Consider the following 22780-nt stretch of genomic DNA (forward strand, 5'->3'; position numbering starts at 1 on the left):
ATATGAGCAAAGCTATACCGAGATACAAAGCGCTCTGAGATCGAGTCGTCGTAAGCAAGGGGTACCGGCGAGGTGCCCTCTACGAAGTCCAGTGATGTGATGAGCGGACATCCGTTCTGCCGTTTTGGGAGATCGAGGGGTGCAAGGCTAACGCTGCTATGCTTTGCCCACGCCGGTGGCGGCTGCGCGAGATTTCGTCGTTGGCCGGCGGCTTTCGACGGGCGCGTGGAGGTGCTTGCGGCAAACCTTCGCGGGCGAGAAAGTCGCTTTGTTGAAGAGCCTTGGGATGATCTTCACCGAATTGCGGCTGACGTGGTCGGTCATCTGGTAGAGGAGCTCAAATTGCCGGTCGCGCTAGCCGGCATCAGCTTCGGCGGTCTGCTCGCGTTCGAGGTGGCCGGCCTACTGCGTGAGCATGGTTGCCCGCCGCGGGCGCTCTTTGTTGCGAGCCAGCCTGCACCGCGTGCGCCCGGTCCGCGGCCCCAGTGGCATGCACTCGATGACGCGGCTCTTGCCGACAGACTAGTTGAGATAGGTGGATTGCAGCCGTGCGATGCCGCGAGCCAGGAATTCCGCGACGTTTTCTTGAGGACCATTCGAGCCGATTTGCGAGCAGCAGAGGTCTATCAGCCTCCCACACGCGATCCGCTGTCCTGCCCGCTTTTCGTCTATCACGGTCTCAAAGATCCGGCTGTTACCGCGGCAGACGTTGAATATTGGTGCGCGGAGACGTTGAACACGGTCACCATGCGCAGTCTCGATGCTGGGCATTTCCTCCTGACCGAGACGAATGATCTGTGGCTGGCCTCGTTGTGGGAAGACCTGGCTTCAATCGCCTCCTCGATGCCCACTAGTCCGATGGAGGCGAACAGCCGTGCCCTCTGTCCTTGATCCCGTGCGCGAGGATGCGGACGGCCTGAGCGTCGCGATCGTCGGGATGGCCGGGCGTTTTCCGGGCGCTGACACCGTTGACGTGTTGTGGCGCAATCTCGAAATGGGCAAGGAGGCGATTACAGTCTTCGACAGCTGCCGGGCATCGGCCGAGAACGATCTGATCAAGTTTGTGCCGGCGGGGTTCGTCTTGTCGGATATTGAAAAGTTCGACGCATCGTTCTTCGCTATGACGCCCCGCGAAGCGGAAATCACCGATCCCCAGCACCGGGTGCTCCTCGAATGCGCATTCGAGGCACTGGAGAATGCGGGTTACGCCGGCGATGTCAGCGGAATCGAGGTTGGCGTTTACGTCGGCTGCGGTCCCAACGGTTACCTTCTGAACAACATCTACGCGAACCGTCGGGTCGTGGAAACGGTCAGCCCCATCCAGCTGCTGATCGGCAACGAGAAGGATTACCTGGCGTCGCGCATCGCGTACAAGCTCGATCTCAAGGGACCGAGCGTGGTCGTGCAGTCGGCTTGCTCGACTTCGCTGCTTGCGGTGCACGTTGCCGCACGCGCGCTCTTGGGAGGTGAATGCGACCTCGCGCTCGCCGGTGGCGTCTCGATTGAGTGTCCGCAGGGCTCCGGCTATCGGTACGAGCCAGGTGGAATCCTGTCTCCGGACGGGCGCTGTCGGCCCTTTAGCGCGCAGGCCGGCGGAACGGTGCGCGGCAACGGCGCAGCCGTCGTGGTACTCAAGCGGCTCGACGATGCGGTAGCGGATCGCGACACAATTTACGCCGTTCTCCGGGGCTCGGCGACCAATAACGATGGCGCTGCAAAAGTCGGCTATGCGGCGCCGAGCGTGGAGGGCCAGTGCCGCGTCATTCGGGCGGCACACGCCGTCGCCGGAGTTGGAGCGGACACGATCGGCTACGTCGAAGCACACGGGACCGCGACCGCGCTTGGCGACCCGATCGAAGTCGCCGCATTGTCGGACGCATTTCGGTCGAGCCATCCAAGACCGGGCCCGTGCATGATCGGATCGCTCAAGTCGAATATCGGTCATCTCGATGCCGCGGCCGGAGCTGCTGGCCTCATCAAGGCGGTTCTGGCCTTGCACCGCGAGCACATCCCCGCAAGCCTGCACTACGAAACCCCGAACCCGAGAATCGATTTTTCCGGTGGGACATTTGCAGTCGCCTCGGCGGGAATGAGCTGGCCGCGAGGGAAGGATCGGCGGCGAGCCGGGGTGAGCTCGTTCGGCATTGGGGGCGCGAATGTTCACGTCGTACTGGAGGAAGCGCCGTCGCAGAATCGCGCGCCGTTGCGGCGCGGCTCGGTTGCCATTCTTCGCCTCTCGGCGATGAGCGCGACAGCGCTTGCGCAGGCCGCGTCTCGGCTCGCCGATCACCTTGAACAGGCGCCGGACCTCCGGTTGGATGACGTGGCCTTCTCACTTCGGTTTGGCCGTAAGGCTTTGCCGCACCGAATGGCTGTGCCAGTCGAAAACCTCGAGTCCGCGGTGCGGCTGCTTCGCAATAACGTTCCCTCCGAGGTGTCCCGCGGAATTGCCGGTCAGCGGCCGCCGAAGGTCGTTCTGATGTTCCCTGGACAAGGAAACCAGTTCATCGGCATGGCGGCCGGGCTGCTGCAGGACGGCCCGGTCTTTTCCGCGGAACTTGCACGCTGTGCCGAGATAATGCGTCCGCTGCTCGAGATGGACCTGCGGGACGCGATTTATCCTAGCAAGGAATGCGACCGGAAAGGCTGCGCCTCGCGCCTCGGCGAAACATGGCTCACGCAGCCCGTCCTGTTCGCGCTCGAATATGCACTCGCGCGCCAGTGGATGGCCTGGGGTCTGCGCCCGTTCGCCATGATCGGCCACAGTCTCGGCGAATACGTCGCGGCATGCTTGGCGGGCGTATTCTCGCTGGAGGACGCGCTGCAGCTGGTCTGCGCGAGAGGTCGGCTGATGCACGATCTGCCTGAGGGCAGCATGATGGCGGTTGCCGTGGGCGAGAACGAACTGGCCTCGCGGCTCGGTGGCTCGCTCGGCTTGGCCGCGGTGAACCGCTTCGACCTGTGCGTCGTCTCAGGGCCGCCGTCAGACGTTGCCGCATTGCGCGCCGCGCTTGAAGCAGATGAAATCGTTTGTCACGCGCTGCCGATATCGCGTGCATTTCACTCTCCGATGATGGACGCGTGCCTGCCGTCGCTCGCGACCTTGTTTTCCCGCATCCGGCTCAACGCGCCGACGATCCCGTTCATCTCGAACGTGACCGGTTCGTACATTACCGCAGCTGAGGCCGTCAGCCCGGATTATTGGACGGCTCAGTTAAGAAGCACAGTCCGCTTCGCCCTCGGCCTGCGCGCCTTGCCTGCGGACGAGGATTTGGTGCTCCTCGAATGCGGCCCCGGACGGTCCTTGTCGGGGGCCGCGCGCGCGATCCCCGGCGGCCGTTCGAACGTGTTCGCCGTCGCTGCCCTTCCGCTGGAGGGAACGTCAGTTTCCGACCGACTGCATACTGCGCGCGCGTGCGCGGAACTCTGGTGCCGCGGTCTTGCGTTAGCGGGGGACGAGGATTTTGCGGATGCCTGGCGCATTCCATTGCCGACTTATCCGTTCGAGCGCAGGCGTCATTGGATCGAACCCGGGGATGGGATTCAAGTGGTGGCTGGTCCGGCACAGGAGCCGGACGGTCGCAACGAATCCGCAGCGGCGCCGACCGTTGCCCAGCAGGCCCGCGGCCAGGATGAGACCTTACACGAACGTCTTGCTCAACTATGGAGCGAGGCGCTTGGTGTCGAGGAAATCGGTCCCACGGATGATTTCTTCGCCCTCGGGGGCGATTCAATCACGGCGATGCAGGTCGCCCACCGCGCCCGCGTTATTGGGCTGTCCCTGCGCCCCGTGATGATCCTGGAGCATCCGACGATCGAGCGCCTGGCCGAGGTGCTCGAGGCCGAGATGTCGCAATCCGTCGATAGCGCCGCACCGGCCGCTGCATTCATTGCGAAGCCGGAGGAGGCGCACGAAGCCTTCCCCTTAACCGACATCCAGCATGCTTACTTCGTTGGTCGCGGCGCGGGTGTCGGCTCGGGCAACGTAGCTGCGCACAGCTATGAGGAATTTGACTGCGACGAGCTCGACATTGCGCGGCTCGAAGGCGCGCTCAATCGCTTGATCCGGCGTCATCCGATGTTGCGCGCCGTGATCACCTCCGACGGCCGTCAACGCGTGCTGCCTGCTGTGCCCGACTACCGCCTGAGTCCGATCGATCTTCGGCCGCTGGAGGCGGGGCAGGCGGAGGCCCGATTGGCGGAAATCCGACGAAACAAGTCGCACCAAGTCCTCCCCGCCGAGCGCTGGCCCCTATTCGATATTTCCGTAACGCTGATGCCCGGCGGGCGAGCGCGACTTCACGTGAGCTTCGATCTGTTGATCGCGGACGCCTGGAGCATCATGCTCTTCTGGAAAGAGCTCGAACAACGGTATCTCGATCGCGACCATGATCCTTTGCCCGTGGAGGTCACCTATCGCGACTACGTTCTCGCCGAAGACCGATCGCACGCGAGCGCCTCATTCAACCGTGCGAAGGCGTACTGGCTTGAGAGGGCGCAATCATTTCCTGACGCTCCCAGCCTGCCGCTCGCCTGCAATCCAAATTCAATAAAGGCGCCGACCTTCGTGCGCCGAACCGCGCGCGTAAATGTCCAGCCCTGGGCGAAAATCAAGGCGGTCGGCGCACATCATGGTCTGACGCCGTCCACGCTGTTGTGTGCGGTGTATGCGGAAGTCATCGCTGCCTGGAGCGAGACGCCTCGCTTTTGCCTGAACCTCCCGGCGTTCAATCGCCCGCCCATCCACCCGGCCATATACGACGTGATCGGCGACTTCACGTCCATCCTCCTGCTCGAGGTGGACGCGACCACCGACCAGACATTTCTCGCGCGGGCTCAGGGGCTGCAGCGCCAGTTATGGCAGGACATTGCTGCGCTGGAGTTCGGCGGACTGAAGTTCCTGCGGGCCATCGGCGCCTATCGGCTGACGATGCCGATCATGCCGTATGTGTTCACGAGCCTCATCTTTCCCGGGGTTTCGGACCAGCCGGCAGGCGGAAAGATCGGCCGTTTTGTCAGCGGTATTTCCCAGACGCCGCAGGTTTGGCTTGACTGCCAAGTCTATGAGGAGAACGGCGACCTCGTCTTCAATTGGGATTCGATAGATGCGCTGTTCGATCCGGTGATGCTCGACCGGATGTTTGACGAGTTTCGGCATCTTCTGACGCTACTTGCCGAGTACGAGCACATCTGGACGCACAACGACTGGCGCGACGCGCGGGCGGCGCGCTTTGTTGGGGAAGCCCGTCACCTGGCCAACCTCACCGCCGCCGAAATCCCAGAGAGGCTGCTGCACGCGACATTTCTCGAGCGGAGCGGGTCCGATCCTGCGGCCCTTGCACTCCTCGGTTCCAGAACCCTCACATACGGCGAGCTCGCGCGCATATCCGCCGTGGTCGCAGGCGACTTGCAAGAGTCCGGAGCCGGCGTGGGCGCGCGCATTGCTGTCGTGATTGATAAGGGCTGGGAACAAGTCGCCGCAACGATCGGAGCTGTTCGCGCCGGGTGCGCGTATGTGCCTGTTGACCCGCAGTGGCCGATTGCACGCCTGAATGACATCGCAGCGATCGCTTCGATCGCGGCGATCGTGACGGTACCCGAACTCGACGCCAGCCGCGACTGGCCCGAGGGAATACCGCGCATTGTGATCAGCGATCGAACGTTCGAGCGGACAACCGAATGGGTGGATCGCGGGGGTGATCCCGATTGTCTCGCCTATATAACGTTCACGTCGGGCACGACCGGGCAGCCGAAGGGGGTGATGATCACGCACAGGGCCGCCCTCAATACGATCTGCGACATCAATCGACGTTTCGCGGTCGGGTCCGCCGACCGGGTGCTGGCGCTGTCGGCGCTTACCTTTGATCTGTCGGTCTACGACATCTTCGGCCTGCTGGAAGCCGGAGGGGCCATTGTCATCCCCGACGAGCACGCGGCTCGCGATCCGGCACACTGGCTCGCGCTCGCCACGGACGCCGGGGTTACGATCTGGAACTCGGTGCCGGCGCTCATGCAATTGCTGGCGAGCCAAGTGGAGCAAAGCGCGAAGGCCTCGCTGGGCAACCTGCGTCTCGTCATGTTGAGCGGCGACTGGATCCCCCTCGACCTCGCCAGCCGTGTGCTCGCTTTCGCGCCGAAAGCGCAGGTCGTGAGCCTCGGCGGCGCGACTGAGGCGTCAATTTGGTCGATATTCCACGTTATAGAGCAGGTCGATCCATCGTGGCGCAGCATCCCATATGGCAGGCCGCTCGCGAATCAAACTTTGCACGTCCTCGATGCGCACCTGCGTCCGCGCCCGGACGGGGTCGCTGGCGAATTGTACATTTGCGGCGTCGGCTTGGCGCAGGGATATTTCAATAATGAAACGGAAACAGCAGCCCGATTTCTGACCCACCCACGGACGGACACGCGCCTTTACCGGACTGGTGACCTGGGCCGCTGGCTGCCAGACGGCCGAATCGAGTTTCTGGGTCGAATCGACAGCCAAGTGAAGATCAACGGGTACCGGATTGAAACAGGCGAAATCGAGAAGGCCTGTTGCACCCATCCTGCGGTGCGCGCCTGCGTGGTCGTGGCGTCCGGCCAAGAGCGTCGCGCGCGGAGCTTGGTGCTGTATGCATGCGCGAAGCCTGGTGCCCGCATAGAAATCGATCGACTGAAGTCGCATCTGGCGGAGCGCCTGCCGGCCTACATGGTCCCGGCCACCCTGGTCGAACTCCCGACGCTTCCGCTCTCCGCCAACGGCAAGGTCGATCGTGCGCGGCTGCCCAGCTCCCTGGCACTCGAGGCGGCGCATACCAGGGTGTCCCCCGAAACACCGACGGAAGCTCGCCTGATCGACTTTTTGCAAGCTATTTTGGGCGTTGCTGAGGTGGGCGCCACCGACGATTTCTTCGAATGCGGCGGCGACTCGCGACAGGCGATTGAACTCGTTACCCGCATCCGCAGCGAATTCACCGCCGAGTTTCCCCTGCGTGGGGCATTCGAGTATCCAGTCATTCGTGACCTCGCACGAATTGTCGACGCACACGTTGCGCGCCGGCCCGCCAGCGAGGTTCGAGGGCCTGTGCCCGGAGCGCGCGGTCCGGCCGCGCCGCTCACGTCGGCGCAGATGCGCGTTTGGTTTCATCACCTGCTGGTCCCAGGTAACAGCACTTACAATATCGTGGAGCCGTTTCGTCTTAGCGGGCCGCTCGATGCGGACGTGTTGTTGCAGGCCCTCAGCCACTTTGTCGAGCGGCATGACGCCCTGCGCATGGCCTTTCGCGACGCTCCCGACGGCCCGCTCCAGGTGGTAGGCGTGCATGCATGTCCCGAGCTCAAGCTCGTGGACGTATCCCGGGCGGGTCGGAGCGCCGCGGAACGTCGTGTCGCACAAGAGATCAGGATACAGGCGGATAGGCCGTTCGACCTCGTTAACGGGCCTCTGTTTCGGTGTCGCCTCGTGCGGCTCGCCGCGGAGGATCACGTTCTGATCGTCGCAGTGCACCACATTGTCTGGGACGGTTGGTCGACGGCCATTATGATCCGCGAGCTCGGGAGCTTGTACCGGTCCTTGATTTCGGGAAGCGAGCCGGCCCCAGCGGTTTCTACCCTTCGGTTCTCGGATATCGCGGTGTGGGAGCAAGAGCAGTTGCAGTCTGACACTTATCGCGAGCAACTGGCTTATTGGGCGCAGCAGCTTCATGCACCTCCCTTGCTCGCCCTGCCGACGGATCGCGCAAGCGCCTCATCCGAAAGGCCGGAGGGGTCGCGCGAGCCTGTTGTGATACAAGCCATGATTGCGAGCCGCTTCAAGGACACCTGCCGCCGCAACGGTGCAACGCTGTTCATGGGGTACTTGGCAGCGTGGCAGACGCTCCTGCACTGGTGGTGCCGCCAGGACGACATCATCGTCGGAGTGCCGTCCGGGCACCGCGAGCATCCGCAGACGGCTGAGGTGATCGGGTTCCTCGTCAACAGCTTGGCGATGCGCACGCGATTCGCTGCTGGAATCGACTTCGCCGGGCTTCTCGGCGCAGTCCGCGAAACGGCCGTGGCGGCCTACTCCAACCAAGGGGTGCCTTTCGATCGCGTCGTCGAGCAGCTGCGGCCAAAGCGCGGCATGTCGGAATCGGCGCCGGTCTTCCGCGCATGGTTCGTGCTGCACGATGTGCCAATGCCGGCGTGGGAGTTGCCCGGTATCTCGGTCTCGGCGATCGATGCGGAGTTCCTGCTCGCCGTGCACGACATCAAGCTTTCCATCATCGAAAAGAATGGGGCGATGGAGGGCGGGATCGACTACCGAACAACGCTGTTCGAGGCATCCACGATCAACCGGCTGCGCCGCTGCCTTGTCGCCTTGATTGAAACCGTGGCGGCATCACCGAACATCCCGATTTCGAAGCTCGCCCGAACTCTCGAGGAAACCTGGGCACTCGCGGATGCCGGGGCCGACGTCAAGTCCCGCCGCAGATGGGGCTCGGTCAAGGCGCAGCGCATCACAATCCGGACTGAAGCAAATGGCGTGTGAACCTAGCCTGGAAGCGAAAAATCCGCAGGCGCCCCGCGTCAATTGCCTGCATGCGCTGGTGCTGGATCAGGCAGATCGCACGCCCGACAGGGTCGCCGTGCGCGCCCGTGACGGCGCGCTGACGTATCGAGAACTGGCGTCCCGGGCTCGTTCGCTTGCCCGACAGCTCCGGTTCTCGGGCGTCGAGACCGAGACGCCCGTCGGAGTGCTGCTGCCACGCTTGCGCAATCTCCCGGTAGGCCTGCTCGCCGTGATGGCGTCGGGCGGCGCGTACGTCCCCCTCGATCCGGCCCATCCCGACGAGCGAATGGGATTTCTACTGCAGGACTGTCAGGCCCCCGTCGTCGTTACAACGGCAACTTTAGCCGGGCGTCTCGCCGGCAGCTCAGCACGGGCGATCACGATCGATAGTTTGGACACAAGCTTCGACGGCAAGGCTGGCGCCGCGCTCGAGGAGCATTCGGGGCCCGACCGATTGGCATACATCATCTATACCTCCGGCTCGACGGGGCGGCCTAAAGGCGTGATGATCGAGCATCGCAATGCTGCTGCGCTGCTGGCCTGGGCTCATCAGGAATATTCCGAGACGGAGCTTTCGCGCGTAGTCGCCGCGACGTCGATAACGTTCGATCTTTCGGTGTTCGAGATCTTCGCCCCGCTGAGCTGCGGCGGATCAATCGACATCATCGATGACGGCCTTGCCTTCGCGCATTGGCCAGACCGCATTCATGCGACCTTGCTCAATACAGTGCCCTCTATCATGCGCGAGATTATTGAACTCGATGCTCTGCCGCCGAAGCTTCCAGTGGTAAACTTGGCTGGCGAAGCCCTGCCGAGGGGCCTCGTTGAGGCGATTTGGCGACGGTGCCCGCAGTGCCGCGTCTATAACCTTTATGGACCATCCGAAGATACGACATACTCGACGGGCGGCATTGTCTTGCCAACAGATGCGTGCCCGACCATTGGAAGACCTCTGACTGGCAGGCAAGTCTACGTTTTGAACGAGCAGGGCGTGCCGGTCGGGGAGGGGGATATCGGCCAGATCTATGTCGGCGGCCCCGGTGTTGCGCGCGGATACTGGCGGCACCCGGAACTGACTGAGCAAGCCTTTGTCCCGGACATTGGGTCGAACGCCGGCCGCTCTATGTACCGCACCGGGGACTATGCACGCGTGCTACCGGACGGGCGCCTGCTGTTTCTCGGCCGCAAAGACGACCAAATCAAGCTGCGCGGCTACCGGGTCCACCTGAGCGAAATCGACGCTGCAGTCCGCGCCCATTCGGGAGTGGCTGAGGCCGCGACAGTTGCCGTGGACGACGAGAGGCGTGGAACCTTTTTGCGTTGCGCGGTCAGGCTTCGGGACGGCACGTGCCTCAGCCAAGTTCAGAACTGGGTCGCGGAGCGACTCCCGGGCTACATGGCTCAGCTCGACTGGATTGAGCTCGAAGTGTTGCCCAGGCTCCCGAACGGAAAAGTGGATCGGACCGCGCTGCGAGTAGGATTTCTTTCCGGGCCAAGGAGGGGCAATGCACCACCGGAGGGTGCTGTCGAAACACGACTTGCCCGTCTGTGGTCCGATCTCCTCGGCCTCACGCCGATATTCCGCGAAGACACCTTCGTCGCCCTGGGCGGTCATTCCTTGCTGGCCGCCCGACTTTCGGCACGTATCCGCGAAAGCTTCGGCGTCGACATACCCGGTTCGCGATTGCTGCGTTTTCCGACCCTGCGCGCACAGGCCGAATTGCTGGGGTCGGCAGGCCTCGACGAGAACGCGCCAATACCAGAATTTAACAAGCCGAACGGTCCAGCCCCTTGCTCATTCGCGCAGCAAAGAATGTGGATCCTGGATCGGCTCCTGCCTGGAAGCTCACGCTACAACATCCCGCTGGCATTCCGGCTTTCTGGCCCGGTCAACGTCGAGGCTCTGTCTTCGGCGCTGCAGTGCCTTCTCGACCGCCATCCGGTGCTTCGCACCACCTATAATGAAGAGGCGGGGGAACTGCGGCAAACCGTTTGCTTTCCGCCGGGCGACCTCTTGAGCCGCGCCGATGTGTCCCAACAGGATTGCAGCGCGGCGTGGAGTGCAGCGCTTCGACTTGCCACATCGTTCGTACGACGCGCCTTCGATCTCGCTCGCGAGCCGCCGTTTCGGGCTCTGTTGATCGAAGTGACGGCACACGAGCGTCTGCTTGTCTTGTCGACCCACCACATCGCAGTCGACGGATCGGTCGATCTGTTGATCGACGAACTGTCGCACGCTTACGCGGACGCGCTCGCGAGATCAAGCCGGGAGTCGACGGGCACTCGCCGGACCTACATCGATTACGCCGTCTGGGAAACAGGGCGAGTCAGTGTCGAAGGAGCGCTCGCCCCAGCCCTCACCTATTGGAGCTCGCGTTTGGCGGATCCGCCGCCGCCGCTCAATGTGCCATCGGATCGCGCGAGGACCGGGCCAACCCGTGGCCTCGGCGCTCGGTACAGCTGCCGGCTCAGCCGAGCACTGTTTGACCAGCTATACGCGCTAATTCGCGCGCGGGATGTGTCGCTGTTCCAGACGCTTCTCGCATTAACTTGGGCGTTTCTGTCGCGCCTGTGCGATCAGGAAGACCTCTGTGTCGCCGCACCGCTCGCGGACCGGCCGCATCCCGCACTCCAGGGTGTGGTCGGCAATTTCGTCAACACAGTTATCCTGCGCGGGTCGCTGGGCGGCGATCCCGGCTTCCAGGCGATTCTGGATCAGGCGCGGCAGAGAACGATTGAGGCGATCGAGCACGGCTCCTTCCCGTTTGACAAGATCGTCGAGGCTATTCCCGGCTCGCGCCACGCCGAGGGCGTGCCGTTCGCGAACATCATGGTTTCCCTGCAGCAGCATGAGACTAACCTAAAGCTCGAAGGCGTCTATGGCGAGCCGATTGATCTCGCATTGGAGACGACCCGCTTCGAGCTTGGCTTCCTGTTCCGTCTCGTCGATGGGGGCCTCGAACTTTCCGTTGAATACGATTCGGGGCGCTTCGAACGTTCCACGGTGTGCCGATATGTCGGGCATTGGCTCACGCTCGCACAGGCTGCGCTCTCCGACCCCTCAGTGCCGCTTTCGCGTCTGCCTCTTTTGACGTCGATCGAACGGGCAAGCATTTTGGAGCGCTGGAACGACACCGCGGCGGGCTACGACCGGACGCGCTCGATCCATTCTTTTTTCGAGCAGCGCGTACGTCTCGATCCCGGCGCGCTCGCGCTGACAGCTCCGAACGTCACCCTTACTTACGGCGAACTGAACGACCATGCCGATCGCCTGGCGCGCGCGATCCGGGCGATTGCCAGGAGACCCGGTGCAAAGATTGGGATCTTCTGCGATCGGAGTCCAAGTCTGATCGTCGGGATGCTCGCCGTGCTCAAAGCCGGCTGCGCCTACGTTCCTCTCGATCCGGACATCCCCCCGGCGCGGCTCTGCATGATGTTGCAGATTGCCGAGGTGGCCGTCGTCGTTACCGAAGCTTCCTTGGGAGCACGTGCCGCAGCGCTTTGCACCGCCAACGGGACCGACATTCCGAGCCTGATTGTGGGCGGCGAATACGGAGAAATGCCCAACGACATGGATCCGATTCTGCCGACCGATGTGTCGTCGGAAGCCCTTGCATATGTGATCTTCACGTCGGGAACGACTGGCGTGCCGAAAGCAGTCGCCGTGCGGCATCGACCCGTCGCCAACCTGATTGAATGGGTCAACAACACCCATGGGGTAGGCCCGAACGACCGCCTCCTGTTCGTAACCTCGGTGGCGTTTGATCTTTCCGTCTATGACGTTTTCGGGATACTCGCAGCTGGTGCATCGATCCGCATTGCCAGCCGAACCGACATCAAGGATCCAAGCAAACTTGCAACCATTCTGCAGTGTGAGCCGATCACGTTCTGGAATTCGGCGCCGATCGTCCTCGATCAATGCGTCCCGTATCTCCGCGCGGCGACACCTGGCGCGCTGCGACTCGTGTTCCTCTCCGGCGACTGGATTCCGGTCGGACTACCCGGCCGTCTACGTGCAATCGTTCCGCCCGTCGAAGTCATCGCACTTGGCGGGGCAACTGAGGCCGTCGTGTGGTCAAATTTCCATCGCGTGAAGGAGATCAGGCGCGGCCAGAACAGCATTCCCTATGGACGGCCCATCCAGAATGCCCGCTACCACATACTGGATCGCAACCTCGAACCCGTGCCCATCGGCGTGCCAGGCGATCTCTACATCGGTGGTGAGGTGCTCGCAGACGGCTATTTCGGCGATGCCGAGTTGACTGCGGAGCGGTTCATACGGGATCCGTTCCATGCCCAGCCCGGAGCACGGCTGTACCGCACCGGCGATCGGGCAAGATACGGGGAGGACGGCGTCATCGAGTTTCTCGGACGCCTCGACACTCAGGCGAAGATTCGCGGGCATCGTGTTGAAGCCAGCGAAGTCGAGGCCGTGCTCGCGGCGCAAGTTGGTATCCGCTCGGCACTGGTCACGATCGAAGGGGATCGTTCGGATCGCTGGCTGTGTGGTTATGTCGTGCCGAACAGCGCGGCCCCAGGATTGGTAACGGCTTTGCGCTCGGCGCTGCGTGCGTGCCTGCCGGAATACATGGTTCCGGCAGCGATTGTCGTGCTGGACGAGTTTCCGCTGACGCGCAATGGGAAGATCGACCGCGTGCGCCTGGCGGCCTCACGCATGGCTTCCGAGATCGGCGATGACAGTCATCATCCCTCGACACCCGTCGAAAGGATGATCGCGGAAATTTGGTGCTCCGTCCTGAAGCTCGATCACGTGGGCGTTGATGATAATTTCTTTGATGTCGGGGGCAATTCGGCGAGGCTGATTCAGGTGCACCAGGCGATCGAGACCAGGAGTCGCCGACGCGTGCCAATAGTCACGCTGTTCCAGCGCACGACGATACGTGCACTGTCGGAGTGGCTCGCCATACCGTCGCCGACGACGGCATCTGTATCCGACGAGGCGAGCCAGCGGCGTTCTGCCGGCCAGCAAAAGCTTGCGACCTGGAGACGGCGCCACGTCGCGGCTCGTCGATCCGAAGCGGAGCGTGGGTGAAGCCGCATATACGCGGATGGTGAGGGCTGGCGAACGGAGGGACCGCATGGAATCTCAGATTCCGATGGTCGAAGGTTACAGAGCTGCACTGATAAGGCTGGGGGCTCACAAGATTGCCCACCAGGATGAGACACTGATTGACCATCTCGAGCGTACTTGTCGAATCCTGCAGAGAATGCGCTGCGCCGAGCACGTCTGCGTAGCCGGCCTGTTCCATGGGGTTTATGGCACCCAGGCGCTTCATGCCGAACAGGTCGAGGCGCTCCCCGAGGGGCGCCGTGACGAAGTTCGGGCCCTTATCGGCGAGGACGCCGAGCGACTTGTCTTCAGCTTCTCCGTGATGAGTTACGACTCACTTGGCCGAAGCCTCCGCAGCGTCTTGCGTCCCGGCGGCCAGCCTAACCTGTGCGACCGGCGAACGGGTGGAGCAGTCCCGATGACCCGCGCGCAGTTCGACGAGCTTCTTCAGCTGAAACTCGGCGATGTCCTTGCCCATATCCCTGCCCGGCACACTCATTCGCAGCTCGATATGGCTGCCGAATATGGCGCATTCTGGCAAATGGTCGCGGAGCATCTCGGGGCGGACGCGGTGGAAACCTGGAACGAGATTATCGGAGGCGTCCTTTGGATACGGCCGGAACGGCATTGAATGAAGAGTGCTGGGAGGGCTATCGGCTCTCGCGCCAACAGGAACGGCTGTGGGCGCTCTCGCGAAGCCAGAAGATCGGCCGGAGCGTGGCCCAGATCGAACTCGACGGCCAACTCGATCGCGCCGGGCTGGTCGGCGCACTCGGCGATCTCGTCGAAAGGCACGAGATATTGCGTACATCGTTCAGACCGGTGCTCGGCGGCAAGAGTCCCGCGCTGATGGTGATAGGCGAGGACGTCGCGCCGGCGCTGAGCGACCTCGATATCAGCGGGTTCGCCCGCGACGCTCAGGCGCAGATCATTTCGGACTATCTTCGCTCCGAACGGAACTGCCCGGCAGGTGGCCGGGAGCTGGAGCCGACGCGGTTCACGCTGTATGCCCTGGCGCCAAACCGCCATACGTTGGTCGTGAGCGCGCCAAGACTGTGTCTCGATGCGTCGTCGTTGGCCATGTTCTTCCAGAAGCTCGGCGATGCGTACCTGGCCCGTCGGCGCGGGCAGCCGGCGCACGCCGGGGAGATCGTTCAATATGCTGACTTCGCGCAATGGCAGCTGGAAAGCGGGGCCCTGGAGCTCGCCGATCCGCATATCCAGCCTGAGACGAAACGCGCGGTGCCCCCGCTCCATTTACCGCTTGAGCTCGTTGGCCGCGCCGGTGAATACGCCACCGTGCCGTGGACAGCACCAGGCGGAACGCTTTCGCTGCTCTCCGAAATAGCGTGTCGGAACGGGACAACGCCCGAGGTTGCCCTGCAGGCGTGCTGGCAGGCCGCACTCTGGCTCGTGAGCGGCCGGCCCGAGCAGGTGATGGTGGAAACCAATTTGGCCTGCCGTCCGTTTGGGGAACTCGCAGAGGCGCTCGGGTGCTTCGAAACGCATGTTCCGATCGGCATAGAATTTACTGCCGAGTCCACGCTTGACGATGTCGTGGCCGCTGTTGCGATGAAACTCGATCTCGAGCTTGCGTGCCATCACGGTTCAGCCGCTGATTGCGCAAGTGTAGGCTCAGAGATCGAGCATAAGATCGGCTTCACATATTCGGCGAGATCTGAGCGAATCGAAGCGGACTCGTTGGTGCTGACGCTCTCAGGAGCGCAATCCTGGTCTGAATCCTTCAAGCTCCATCTCGGTTGCGAAGCCGTTGGTCGAAGCCTGATGCTCACGATACGGTACGTGAAACAAGGTTTTGCTGAAGCAGGCATCGATGCGATCGCCCATGCCTTGCGCGCGGTGATCGGCGCCGCGGACGCTCCGGACCGCCACCTCGACGAACTGGCGCTGCTGGATGAAGGTGCAGCTGCTCAGGTGGTGGCGTGCTGGAATTGGCGGCGTGGGTCCCTTGCCGGACCGGCCCTATGGCATGATGCCTTTTCGAGGCAAGCGGCGCGCGAACCCGAGGCCCTGGCCGTCGTCTATGAGGACAGGCAATGGACCTACTCGGAGCTTGATCGATTTACTAATCGGATGGCCCGTGCGTTGCGCAAACGGGGCGCCGGGCCGGGTTGCCTTGTTGGTCTTTTGCTGGAGCGGTCGGATTTTGCAATCGCCAGCATGATTGCAATTCTCAAGGCAGGTGGCGCTTATTTGCCGCTGGACCCCGCACTGCCCTCGCATCGGCTCTCAGTCATCGTCCGGCAGGCCTCACCCGTGCTGCTCGTCACCGATGCAGCCGGCACGCGGGCCGGATGCTTCGATTTGCCGTCGCTGAGCGTCAATTCCGATCGCAGCGAGATCGAGAACGAGGACGACGCTGCGCTCCCCACGAGCTTCGATTCCCGGAGCCTTGCCTACGTGCTGTTCACCTCCGGATCGTCCGGTGCGCCGAAGGGCGTCATGATCGAGCACCGGCATTTGATGCATTATGTGGACGGTCTCATCGATCGCCTCGGGATACGCGAACCGGCGCGATATGTCGCGCACGGCACGCTGTCTACCGATCTCGGAAATACCACGATACTTGCCTCGCTCTGTTCGGGTGGAGTGCTCGATGTCTTTCCGGTCAACATCTCTTCGGACCCCCAAGCACTTGGAGCGCGGCTCGCTGCCGGTCGCTACGACGTCCTCAAGATCACACCGTCCCACTTGGCTGCCCTTTGCGCCGAACACGAATCGCCTGCAAACCTGATGCCTCGGCGTCATCTGATACTTGGCGGTGAGGCTTTGAGTTGGGGCCAGCTACGGCTGTTTCGTACTTTCGCGGGTGGATGTCGGATTTTCAATCATTACGGGCCCACCGAGACCTGCGTCGGCGTCGTTGCCGGCGACGTCACGACTGACCGCGGCTCCGGCTTGACCTGCGACTTGGCTTGCGATCTGGCGTCGACCGTGCCGCTCGGTACCCCCTTGAGGTATGCGCGCACCTACGTTCTCGATCACCGAGGCCGACCCGTGCCACTTGGCGTGACAGGCGAGCTGTGGATCGGAGGCAAGACCGTCGCGCGTGGCTATGTCGATCTGCCAGCAGAGACTTCTTGCCGCTTCTTGTCTGATCCGTGGGGCGAAGACCCGGACGCTCGTATGTATCGCTCCGGAGACCTCGTCAGGCAACTTCCGGACGGGAGAATTGAGTTTCTTGGACGGGCCGACCGCCAGACCAAGGTGCGCGGATTCCGCGTAGAACTGCCCGAGATCGAAGCTGTCATGCAGCAGCATGAAAACGTCGCTGCCAGCTTCGTCGTCGAAGCAGGCGAATCCGGTGCCGTGCATCTTGTAGGCTACGTCATCGCCGCGGACGGTACCACGGGGCCAGCCGATTGGTTACGGCCATTCCTGAAGAGTCGTCTTCCGGAATTTATGATTCCGAGCCATTTGATTGCACTTGCACGCTTTCCCCTGACTGCTGCCGGCAAGATCGACAGGGCCATGCTTCCCGACCCGGAGACAATCCGAAATGCGAGTTCAGGCCTATCCGCCGCGCCGCGAACTAAAACAGAAATTGCGGTAGCAGGAATATTCTCCGAATTGCTTTTATTAGATCGGGTAGGAGTAGGGGACGATTTCTTCGAAATCGGCGGGCACTCACTGTTGGCGACCCGACTGCTCTCGCGGCTTCGGGCCGCGTTCTCGGTCGATCTCAGCCTGAGAGCCGTATTCGAAAATGCGACCGTAGAGGGACTGAGTGCCGCAATCGACTCAAAGAGGGGGCACAAACATGACTTATAACGGCGGACGGCCGTCGGCATCGGCTCTTATCGCATCGCGGCGCAAACCCCTCCGGATTTCGACCGAACGGTTGGTTGCCATCGAACCGCTCGCCGGGTCGGACACATGCTTCGCGCTCATGCGTCCGCGCCTTCCTTCACTCTCCGTTGCCGAGTGGACCATTGCCAATCGGGAGAGCCTAGAGCGGGAGCTGCAAATTCGTGGCGCCCTGCTGCTACGCGGGTTCGACAACACCGATGCGGCGGGATTCGAGGCATTTGTTCGCGCGAGTTCGGGTCCTCTACTCGAATATGACAACCGCTCGACACCCCGTTCGCGCGTAGCTGGGCGCGTATTTACTTCGACTGAGTATCCCGCTGATCAGGTGATCCCTCAGCACAATGAGATGTCATATGCAGATGTTTGGCCGCGCCGCATCTATTTCAACTGCGTAATTCCGGCCGAAACTGGCGGTCAGACGCCGCTCGCCAACGGCGCCCGCGTGCTGGCAAGGATACCTGCTGATGTGCGGGGTCGCTTCGAACGGCATGGTGTCCTGTATGTGCGCAATTATGGACAGCGCTTCGACTTGCCCTGGCAGGAGGCGTTTCAGACCGATAACGCGGCAGTTGTCGAGGAATATTGCCGCGAACACCGCATCGAATTCGAATGGCTGCCGGAACAGCGGCTGCGTACTAGGCAGGTGAGTCAGGCTACTGCTGTTCATTCCGAAACTGGACAAGCCGTTTGGTTCAATCAGGCCCACCTGTTCCATGTTAGTGCGCTGCACGACGAGATTCGCATTGAGCTCGAACGCCAATTCGCTCCGGAAGATTTACCCCGCAATGCGTACTACGGGGATGGATCGTCCATCGACGTGGAGACTCTCGCGATCATCCGCGCGGCGTATGCGGCTGAGGAATTGGTGTTTACCTGGGAAGTCGGCGACATCCTGATTGTCGACAACCTCTTGATGTCGCATGGACGCCGATCGTATTCCGGACCACGCCGGATCCTCGTGGCGATGACATGAGGGTCGGTCAAATGTTTGAAGGTGCGCGTCGGGAGATTGAGTACGCCTACGACAATGTGGCGTTCTTCCGCGCGCACATGGAGGTGCGCGGTCTCACCCCCGGAGACATTCGCGCGCCCGGCGACATGGCCCTGATTCCGCCGACCCGGAAAGCGGACTACAGGCGCAACTACCCTGCCGGCGTTCTTGCGCGCGGCTACACTCTCAACGATCCCAAGGTCTTGCGCTTTCAGAGCTCCGGCAATTCGGGTGAGCGACTGAACAGTGCCATTCTTCTTTACGATCTCGCCCGGCGTCAGGCCACAAGCCTAGCTGTTAATCGTAGATTCGACACACTGTGGCGTCCCGGGGCTAGGCCGCGGGCGTGCCGGTACGCGCCGCCAAACTGCTCGGATGTCGAATGCGCGACGGGGCTCTCGAGTATGGCCGACCGGGTACTGGCCGACGGCACGCTGGTATTGCCGGTAGCTCACGATTTGCTCGCGACGCCGCCGTATCTCGTCCAGCAAGCGCTCGACGAGATCGCAGCTCACGACCCCGAAATGCTAGTGGTCGATCCGACGCACCTCGCGTTCCTAATCCGGCGAGCACGAGAGACTGGACGTTCGATCCGCTCGTCTCGCAAGCTCCACGTGATATGCGGCTATACCTTACTCACGCAAGTAGCCCGCCGGCAGATTGCAGCCTTTCTCGGGACCGACGTGCCCATCGCGGACATGCTGGGAATGTCCGAACTCGGCTACCTGGGGTTCGAGTGCCATGAAGGCAATCGCCATATCAACAATCAGGATTTCTATGTTGAATTTCTGACGCCCGTCGGCCCGGCAGCGCCAGGGTCAGTTGGCGAGTTGGTCGTCACCACGATTGGCGACGCGCTTCTGCCGCGTATCCGTTATGCGACGGGCGACCTGTACCGGCTTGTCGGCACATCGTGCTCGTGCGGATCCGATTTGCCCGTTGTTCGCATGGAAGGACGTGCGAGCCAAGTGATGCACGGCCTTGACGGCTCAATGCTGACGCCCCTCGCTGTGGACGAAATCGTGGGCGAAGCGCCCTTTATCGACGTTTACAGGTTTGAGCAGGACGAGGCTGGCAAGTGCGTGTTTCGCTATATCCCTGGCGGGGCAGCCGATCGTCAATCCAAGCAGCTGCTGAAGCAGAATCTGGCCGACGCGCTCGGTGGGGCAGCTATTGAGCTTGCCGAAACGCGATACATTCCGGCCGACCGAAGCGGCAAGTTTCTATCCTGCATATCGACGTTGTCAAGCGGAGGATATCATTGAGTGGAAGCTGCAACAAACTGCAGGAAGACTTCCCCGCTCTCTCGCGCGATATTGACGGGCGGAAATTGATTTACCTCGATAATGCGGCGACGACACTTAAACCGTTGGCCGTCATAGATGCCATCACCCACTACTACGCCACAAACGGCGCAAACATACACCGCGGCAAGCATCGTCTATCGTCCGAGGCGTCAGACGCTTATGAGGAGGCGCGTGTTCTAGTAGCGCAACATATTGGCGCGTTTGCGAACGAGATCATCTTTGTCAAGAACACAACCGAGGCGCTCAACTTGGTCGCGCAAGGCATCGGATTGACTGCGGCAGATTCGATCGTCGGCTGCGTGGACGCTCATCATTCCCAGATCCTTCCATGGAAACGCGTTGCAATGCTGCATCTGGCGCGTATGGGTGCCGACGGTCAGATCGATCTGGAACATCTTCGCGACTTGCTTCGAACTAGGCCTAAAGTTGTCGCGCTCACGCACTGCTCAAACGTCACCGGCGTGGTCCAGCCGATTGCGGAAATCGCCAGGCAGGTTAGAGAGGTCTGTGATGCAGCAATCGTGCTGGATGCGGCCCAGTCGCTTCCCCATGAGCGGCTCAATGTCGGAGAAATGGATGTCGACTTCGTTGCATTCTCTGCACACAAGATGCTGGGCCCGACCGGCGTAGGATGCCTGTACGGGCGTTTCGAGCAGCTCTCGAGACTGGCTCCCATGGCCGTTGGAGGCGGAATGGTGGACTGGGTCGACGAAAGAGAGCATATCGCGAGGGCTCTACCCCAGCGCCTCGAAGCTGGAACGCCGCCAATCGCCGACGTGATCGGCTTCGGAGCAGCGATACGCTACCTGGGCGGCCTCGATAATCGTGTGCGCTTGCGGCACGCCGAAGCACTCAGCCGGGCTCTGATCCAGGCCACGCTTGCGCGGCCATACCTGCGCGTGGTCGGTCCGCCGCATGCCAGGCACCGTCACCCGATCGTGTCCGTCCAGCTCAGCGGCAATATGCCTGCTGGGGAGATTGCGCGCCTTCTGAGCGATTCTTACGGCATCATGTGCCGCAGCGGCTTCCTGTGCGCACAGCCTCTGGTGCAGGCGCTCGCGGGCGCGGAGGTTCTACGGTTCTCCGCCTACATCTACAACGACGCTGCCGAGATTGATTATGTTTACGCTGCGCTGGATGAACTCGCGCAATGCATGGGCGTTCGCTGCTGATATTCGGAGTCTTCGAACATCCGCCAGCGGCTTCAGGATCAGATGCGGTTCACAAGCCGTTCGCTCCGGCGTTGCCGTGTCTAGTCTCCCGCATTTCCCTCCAGAAGCATGAATGAATCGGCGACATTGGTGAGCTCTTGGCTCGGATCGGTTGCACCACACGGTACTGCAGTGGCTGCAGGTGCGATCGGCCCGGCAGTGGCCTTTGACGACTCCGAACACGCCGCCGTTGCGCACGCGATTGGAAAGCGCCGTGATGAATTCCTGACCGGCCGTTCACTCGCCCGTCGGGCGCTTGATGAACTAGGGTGCCCGGCGGTCGCAATTCCAGTAGGCGACCGACGTATGCCCGTCTGGCCTCGGGGTTATGTCGGATCCATCAGCCACTCTGGCGGACTATGCGTCGCACATGTCGGTCGCAGCGGGAATCTTGCGAGCATCGGAATTGATATTGAGTTGGTTGGTGCACTGGAGCCAGATTTGGTCCGGCACGTGTGTTCGCCGGAAGAATGGGCAGCACTCGAGCGCAACCGTATATCGGACATTGACCCGGGGACACTATACTTCTCGGGGAAGGAGGCAGTCTATAAGGCATATTTCCCCGTGACGCGCGCGTTCCTTGATTATACAGACGTTTGGCTCCAGATTGACTGGGCGCAAGGGTGCTTTGAGGCGCAAATCAACTTTGGCAAGCCGAGCATATCCGACGGGTGGAAAGTTGCAGGCCGATTCAGCCGGATTGGCGACCACATTGTAACTGCCGTGTGGATAGAACGTCGGCTGACCTGAGACCTGATCCTCGCACTGTAAATGCCGGCTATTGGTGGGCTTTAGCAGACATCAAAGACCGGCCCGACAATGTCCGCTTAACGCAGCCTCAAACGCGCCACCAGAGTCGTCGGTGAATTCATCACCGAATGAAGTGATGCCCTACATCAATATTCGATCGCCGCCTCACGGACCGGAGTGTGATCGGCGAGACAAAAAGAGTTTTGCAACACTATCGAGAGCAAGGCGGACAGCATACCACGGCGTCGAAAAGCCGCTTATTGTCTCAAGTGGTCAGCTTACGAGCTAACAAGCTAGCAAGTCCGCAGGCTAACAAGTAAGGCCGTTCGGTGCGCCGGCGGCGCACCGGTAAGCCCAGCGGTCCTACAGGCGCGCGCCGGCAACGGTGGATGCCGCCGCACAACCGAGTCAGTGTGCTCTGTTAGCTCGGCATCAAGTCAGTAAGCGAGCAAGCCGGCAAGCCAACCAGCTGCCAAATTAGCAAGCTCACGTAGCACATTGCCAAGCTAACAAGCGAGCCCGGCGAGCGTCGTTGGCCCACGTCGGGCAGATGGCCCGGCAATCTTGGCGGCGCCGGCGCGCAGGCCGCCTTCGGTCCGGCCGGTCCGCCGCCCAGCCTGATCGCAAGGAGAGGTTTGTGGCCAAGGCGAAACTCGGAGCGCGGGCAGGGCTTGCGTTTTTCATCCGTACCACTCATTGTACCAGCATTCGTACCAGCGGCGTCGCCACCTGCACGAAACGCCTGCAAAATTGGGGTACGGAAGATAATTGGCGCAGAGTCCCTCCCTCTCCGCCAGTTAATTCGCCCCATCTGCCACTTTTTGGACCTGCAACAAGCCTCAGAAAACAACGTTTACGGCCGGCCGAGTGTGCAAGTCGAAGCGTGTAGTCCGCAAAGTAGTCCAACAGGAAAGTGCATCCGAGCGCCCGGCGCGCCGGCCCGGAGGGCCGGGGCGGGCACCGACCTATCTGGTGCGTCGGCTTTCCACGTATTTCTTCCAGATCCGGGCCCCCAAACCTTGCAGCCAGTCTGCCGTCATGCGCTCCTATTCGGGTGCGACTTGGGGTGCTTCCGCATCGCGAGGC

General features: G+C 61.9%; 9 protein-coding genes. All 9 read left to right on the forward strand.

Annotation, left to right across the window (positions count from 1 at the left end; translation table 11 throughout):
* The first annotated feature begins 99 nt into the window (after nt 1–99).
* Nucleotides 100–891 (forward strand): thioesterase II family protein, encoded by a 792-nt coding sequence (locus N2604_RS02900; protein WP_260373698.1) that lies wholly within the window; start codon nt 100–102, stop codon nt 889–891.
* Entirely contained in the window at nt 875–8512 is a 7638-nt protein-coding gene (locus N2604_RS02905) for a non-ribosomal peptide synthetase/type I polyketide synthase (RefSeq protein ID WP_260373699.1), read from the forward strand. Before N2604_RS02900 ends, N2604_RS02905 begins: the two co-directional genes overlap by 17 nt.
* Nucleotides 8502–13586, forward strand: coding sequence for a non-ribosomal peptide synthetase (locus N2604_RS02910; protein ID WP_260373700.1), 5085 nt, complete (start codon nt 8502–8504; stop codon nt 13584–13586). The genes N2604_RS02905 and N2604_RS02910 overlap by 11 nt, the downstream gene beginning before the upstream one ends.
* Nucleotides 13587–13632: 46 nt before the next feature.
* Nucleotides 13633–14235: a DUF6817 domain-containing protein gene (locus N2604_RS02915; RefSeq protein WP_260373701.1), complete on the forward strand. Its 603-nt coding sequence runs from the start codon at nt 13633–13635 to the stop codon at nt 14233–14235.
* Nucleotides 14211–17396, forward strand: a complete 3186-nt coding sequence (locus N2604_RS02920; RefSeq protein ID WP_260373702.1) for an amino acid adenylation domain-containing protein — start codon at nt 14211–14213, stop codon at nt 17394–17396. Before N2604_RS02915 ends, N2604_RS02920 begins: the two co-directional genes overlap by 25 nt.
* Nucleotides 17386–18408 (forward strand): TauD/TfdA family dioxygenase, encoded by a 1023-nt coding sequence (locus N2604_RS02925; RefSeq protein ID WP_260373703.1) that lies wholly within the window; start codon nt 17386–17388, stop codon nt 18406–18408. The genes N2604_RS02920 and N2604_RS02925 overlap by 11 nt, the downstream gene beginning before the upstream one ends.
* A gap of 11 nt (nt 18409–18419) precedes the next feature.
* Nucleotides 18420–19691 carry a phenylacetate--CoA ligase family protein gene (locus N2604_RS02930; protein ID WP_260373704.1) on the forward strand — a complete coding sequence of 424 codons (1272 nt, stop codon included), beginning with the start codon at nt 18420–18422 and terminating at the stop codon, nt 19689–19691.
* The gene (locus N2604_RS02935) at nt 19688–20905 is read left to right on the forward strand and encodes an aminotransferase class V-fold PLP-dependent enzyme (protein WP_260373705.1); all 1218 of its coding nucleotides are present in this window, start codon (nt 19688–19690) and stop codon (nt 20903–20905) included. The genes N2604_RS02930 and N2604_RS02935 overlap by 4 nt, the downstream gene beginning before the upstream one ends.
* Nucleotides 20906–21013: 108 nt before the next feature.
* On the forward strand, nt 21014–21694 hold the full coding sequence (locus N2604_RS39500) for a 4'-phosphopantetheinyl transferase (protein ID WP_409241674.1): 681 nt from the start codon (nt 21014–21016) through the stop codon (nt 21692–21694).
* Nucleotides 21695–22780: the final 1086 nt, after the last annotated feature.

Source organism: Bradyrhizobium sp. CB1015, assembly GCF_025200925.1.
In the GTDB taxonomy this organism is placed as follows: Bacteria; Pseudomonadota; Alphaproteobacteria; order Rhizobiales; family Xanthobacteraceae; genus Bradyrhizobium.